At 25.1% G+C, this 5,097-nt stretch carries 6 protein-coding genes; 5 read left to right on the forward strand and 1 reads right to left on the reverse strand.

Annotated elements, in window-relative coordinates:
- A partial coding sequence (locus tag G3997_RS02205; protein WP_296647391.1) for a hypothetical protein occupies nt 1-828 on the reverse strand: 828 nt, incomplete at its 3' end.
- Between the two features lie 222 nt (nt 829-1,050).
- On the opposite strand from G3997_RS02205, the gene G3997_RS02210 reads away from it, so the two are divergent.
- The 5 genes from G3997_RS02210 to G3997_RS02230 are packed head-to-tail and all read left to right on the forward strand — an operon-like array spanning nt 1,051 to nt 4,834.
- Nucleotides 1,051-1,287 (forward strand): YabP/YqfC family sporulation protein, encoded by a 237-nt coding sequence (locus G3997_RS02210; protein WP_296647394.1) that lies wholly within the window; start codon nt 1,051-1,053, stop codon nt 1,285-1,287.
- 12 nt (nt 1,288-1,299) lie between these two features.
- Entirely contained in the window at nt 1,300-2,595 is a 1,296-nt protein-coding gene (gene yqfD, locus G3997_RS02215) for a sporulation protein YqfD (RefSeq protein WP_296647396.1), read from the forward strand.
- A 31-nt stretch (nt 2,596-2,626) separates the two neighbouring features.
- Entirely contained in the window at nt 2,627-3,628 is a 1,002-nt protein-coding gene (locus G3997_RS02220) for a PhoH family protein (RefSeq protein WP_296647399.1), read from the forward strand.
- Nucleotides 3,629-3,656: 28 nt separating this feature from the next.
- The gene (ybeY, locus tag G3997_RS02225; protein ID WP_296647402.1) at nt 3,657-4,115 is read left to right on the forward strand and encodes an rRNA maturation RNase YbeY; all 459 of its coding nucleotides are present in this window, start codon (nt 3,657-3,659) and stop codon (nt 4,113-4,115) included.
- 5 nt (nt 4,116-4,120) lie between these two features.
- Nucleotides 4,121-4,834, forward strand: coding sequence for a diacylglycerol kinase (locus G3997_RS02230; protein WP_296647405.1), 714 nt, complete (start codon nt 4,121-4,123; stop codon nt 4,832-4,834).
- Nucleotides 4,835-5,097: the final 263 nt, after the last annotated feature.

Raw genomic sequence — 5,097 nt, forward strand, 5'->3', positions numbered from 1 at the left:
ATTATTAAAATCATCTTTAAACTTTTCTTCTAAATACATATCTACAAGTAATTTACTATTATCTTTATTTAGAGGTGGAAATATATTTATTATATTTTTAGGTGTTTGATAAATATAAAATACTACTAGAGATTTATCATATATACGTACCTTGAAAGAGCCAACATCTAATTTAAAGAAAAATTGATAAAATTTATTTTCAGGATTATTTTCAAAAAAAATTTCATAGTACTCATCTACAATTAAATCATCAGTTATGGAATAAGAAAAAAATAAATAGATAGCTTCTATGCAAATGTCTCTAATTAAATTAATTTTATTATTGAATTGGAGCTTATTAATAGAAGAATTTAAAATTTTAAAGAATATTGGAAAATTATTTGATTCACCTAAATTTAAATATTTATTTTCAATATTATCAACATTAGCATAAGTATTAGATGATAGGGGACAAAAACAGTTAATATAAGATATTAAATTAAAGTAGCTATCATATAGACCTTTAAATATATTTTTATAATAAGATTGAGAATATTGTTTTTTTAATATATCAACCTTAGTTAATATATCTAGACTGTACAGAAGAAGTGTATTTAGATTATTTTCTATGTTTTTATCTAATCTTATACTAGGGGTGTTTTTCAGTAAAAGCTCATCATTGTAAGTACATTTATATAAATTACACATGACCTTTATATTTTTTAAATTTTCTTTTTTTAAATCAGTAAGAAAATTTAAATGATTATATATATTAGAGGATATTATTGCATTAATTAGAAAATCAATGCATATACATTTTTGAACTATAAATATTAAGTCATTTTTCATATAACCATCCTTTCTAAAAAATTATAAGAAGTATTAATTTATTTTATTCTTAATCTAGTAGAAGTTTACATATATATTAAAATTTAGTATATATAATCTGACTATAGAACTTATGCACTAAAATAATACGATAGATATATACTATATTATGAAATAATACGATAGATATATACTATATTATGCTAAAAATAAGTGATGAAAATGTATTGTGGAGGTGGATAAATGTTAGAGATTTCTAATGATTTACAAGTAAATCAACCAACTGTGACAACTATAGGAAATACATTTGTAAGTGTAGAAAATTATTTATCGATACTAGAATATGAAAATAATTTAATAAGAGTAAAAACGAAAGCTAAAACAATTAAAATCTTAGGAGATAAGCTTTTATTAAAATATATTACAGAAGGAGAAATAGGTATAAAGGGAATTATATACAGTATTGAGTATGTAGATTAGGAGGATATACAAGTGATAAGTTATATAAGAGGATACTATGTTATAACTGTAGAAGGCGTTTCGGTAGAAAAATTTTTAAATCATTTAATGAGAAATGGTATAAAAGTATATAATGTAAAGAAAATAAGTAGTACAAAGATTGAATTTAACTTAGATAGAGAAGATATTAAAGCATTTAAAAATGTATATAGAGGCAGTAATTTTGATGTAAAGATAAAACAAAGTACAGGGATACCATTTATATTAAAAAGAGTATATAAAAATAAAGCTATGTGGATATGTGCTATTATATCATTATTTTTACTTATTATGACGTCTCAATTTGTAACTGATATATATATACAAGTTCCTGAAGGAATTAAAAAGGATGAAATAAGAAAAGAGCTATATGAAGCTGGATTAAAGCCAGGAGTTTATAAAAAAAGTATAGATAGAAAAGAAATAAGAGACCATGTAATGTTAAAGTTTGATGAAGTAGCTTATCTTTCAATAAATGTAAAGGGAACTAATATATTTGTAACCGTAACAAAAAAGGCAGAGACACTTAAATCAGTAGAACAATCAAATTATTGTAATATAATTGCTAAGAAAGATGGTATAATAGAAAAGGTAATAGCAAGAAGTGGAAATTCTGTAGTTAATAAAGGTGATATAGTTAGAAAGGGAGATATTTTAGTAAGTGGATCTAACAATAAATCAATTCCGGAAGTATGGGCAACTACATTTTATGAAGCTTCTAATAGTGCAAGCTATGAAGAAATAGTTAAAGAGAAAACTGGTAATAAAAAAAATATATATACTTTAAGTTTTTATGATAATGAATATACTATAAGAAAAAGTATAAAGTATAATAATTATACTATTGAAAATAATGAGTATAAGTTGTCTTTAGGAAATTATACATTCCCACTAAGAATAAAAGTGAGTACATTCTATGAAACTAAAGATAAAAAAGTAGAAAAAGATAAAGAACAGGTTAAAAAAGAATTAAAAGAGAAAACTTTAAAACAACTAGATTATACTATACCTGCATCTGCAAGAATAATAGATTCTAAACATAATTATAATGTTAATAAAAATATGCTAGAATATACAATAACAGTACAAACATCTGAGAACATAGCTAATATATATTCTTTAAGTAAAGCAGAAGCTGAGAATATGATTAGAGAGCAAAATACCCCTAAAGAAGGAGAAGAAGTTCAACCATCTAACCCAGAAAAAAGACCTATAAATGATATTAGAAACGAATTTGAAGATACTGACAATAAAGAAGATGACTCTAATAAACAAAATGATAATCAATAATTTATTGTATTAACTAAGGAGGACTATATAAATGATAGTACAAAAGAATTTCATAGTTAAAGAAGAAACTTTTGAAAGAGAGTTATTTGGAAATTTCGATGAAAATATTAAATTAATAGAGGAAACTTTAAAAATAGATGTTATTTTAAGAGAAGGTAATATAGTTTTAATGGGAGAAGAAAAAAATGTAAATCAAGCATTAAAACTTATGACAGAGCTTCACCAAAGTGTATCAAATGGTAAAAAGCTAGATAAGCAAAGTATTTCTTATTCACTATCTTTATTATTAGAAGGAAGTGAAGATAAAATAAAAGAGCTAGAAGATACTATTGTATTAACACAAAAGGGAAAAGCTGTTCAACCTAAAACATTAGGGCAAAAAGAATACATAAATTTAATCAAAAATAATGATATAACCTTTGGGATAGGTCCGGCAGGTACTGGTAAAACATATTTAGCAGTAGCTATGGCAGTAAAAGCATTTAAAAGAGATGAGGTTAGTAGAATTATCCTGACAAGACCTGCAGTTGAGGCAGGAGAAAACTTAGGATTTTTACCTGGGGATTTAAAAGATAAAGTTGATCCATATTTAAGACCATTATATGATGCATTGTTTGATATGTTAGGTGCTGATAAATTTAATAAATATCTAGAAAGAGGATTAATAGAAGTTGCCCCACTTGCCTTTATGAGGGGAAGAACTTTAGATAATGCATTTATTATATTAGATGAGGCTCAAAATACAACAAAAGAGCAAATGAAGATGTTTTTAACTAGATTAGGGTTTGGATCTAAAGCAGTAGTAACAGGAGATTTAACTCAAACTGACTTACCAGAAAATAAGAAAAGTGGGTTAATTCATGCAAGAGATGTTTTAAAAGGTGTTGAAGGTATAGGAAGTATAACTTTAACTCAAAGAGATGTTGTTAGACATGCATTAGTTCAAAGAATTATAGTAGCTTATGATAATTATGATAAAAGACAAGAAAAAGTAAAAATTAAAAAACAAGATAAAAATAATAAGAAAAAGTAATATAAAACAAAGGAAAAAAGGTGAAAAGATGGAACTTATAATAGATGACAGACAAGATAAACTAAGTGTAAGTGAAGAGTTAATTGAGAAAATAAAAGATATAATAACAGAGTGTTTAGACTATGAAGGATATGATGATGATTATGAAGTAAGTTTATCTTTTGTAGACAATAAGGAAATACATGAGTTAAATAAACAATTTAGAGGTATAGATAGACCTACAGATGTATTATCATTCCCTATGTTAACTGATGAATTTGATATAGAGTTAGAAGAAGAATCATTAGGTGATATAGTTGTATCCTTAGAAAAAGCATTTGAGCAAAGTAAAGAATATAATCATAGTTTTGAAAGAGAAGTTTGCTTTTTAGTTTGCCATAGTACATTCCATCTTTTAGGATATGACCATGATACAGAAGAAAATACAAAGCAAATGAGAGAAAAGGAAGAGTATATACTTAATAAGTTAAACATAACGAGGGAGTAAGCTTTATGAAAAAAACTAAAGCTCGTCAAGGTATAATTAAAGCTTTTAATGCAGCGATAGAAGGAATAATATATACCTTTAAATTTGAAAGGAATATGAAAATTCATTATTTTATAGCTGTATTAATTCTTATAGCTAGTTTATTTTTGGGTTTAGAAAAAATAGAAATGATATTTTTAGTTTTCGCAATAAGTTTAGTTGTAATAGCTGAAATGTTTAACACTGCTGTGGAAAAAACTATAGATATGATAACTGATGAATACCATCCTCTTGCTAAAATTGCTAAAGATGTGGCTGCTGGGGGAGTTTTAATAGCAGCATTAAACTCACTTGTAGTAGGGTATTTAATATTTTATGATAAATTAACGGAAATATCTTATCATGTATTAAATACAATAAGACAATCACAACTCCATTTAACATTAATTTGTATAGTTTTAGTGTTAATAGCAGTCGTAGTTGTAAAAGCTATAACATCAACAGGAACACCACTAAAAGGTGGAATGCCAAGTGGACATACAGCATTAGCATTTGCTATGGCTACAGCCATTACTTTTATGTGGGAGAAAGTTGTGACTTCAACTTTAGCATATTTAATGGCAGTATTGGTTGCACAAAGTAGAATAGAAGGGAAAATACATACTTTCTGGGAAACTGTTGCAGGTGCACTTTTAGGTACTTTAATAGCTATATTAGTATTCCAAATTCAAATATTATAAAGTATAAATTAATATTTAAACTATATATTTTATTTTAAGATATATATACATAAAAAAGAAGTCGTGAAGACTTCTTTTTTATGTTATAATGTAAGGTACTAAATAAGATAATAAAATATTTTAATACAAGAATATTTATTATGATTTTTTTATAATATAGGTTTATAGAAGTGAATTAAATATAAATTATTGGATACAAAAATGAATAGAAGATAAAAATAAATAATAAAGAATTATATAATTTGTACCATATATATGAATTA

It is taken from the genome of Romboutsia sp. 13368, from assembly GCF_018336475.1.
In the GTDB taxonomy this organism is placed as follows: domain Bacteria; phylum Bacillota; class Clostridia; order Peptostreptococcales; family Peptostreptococcaceae; genus Romboutsia.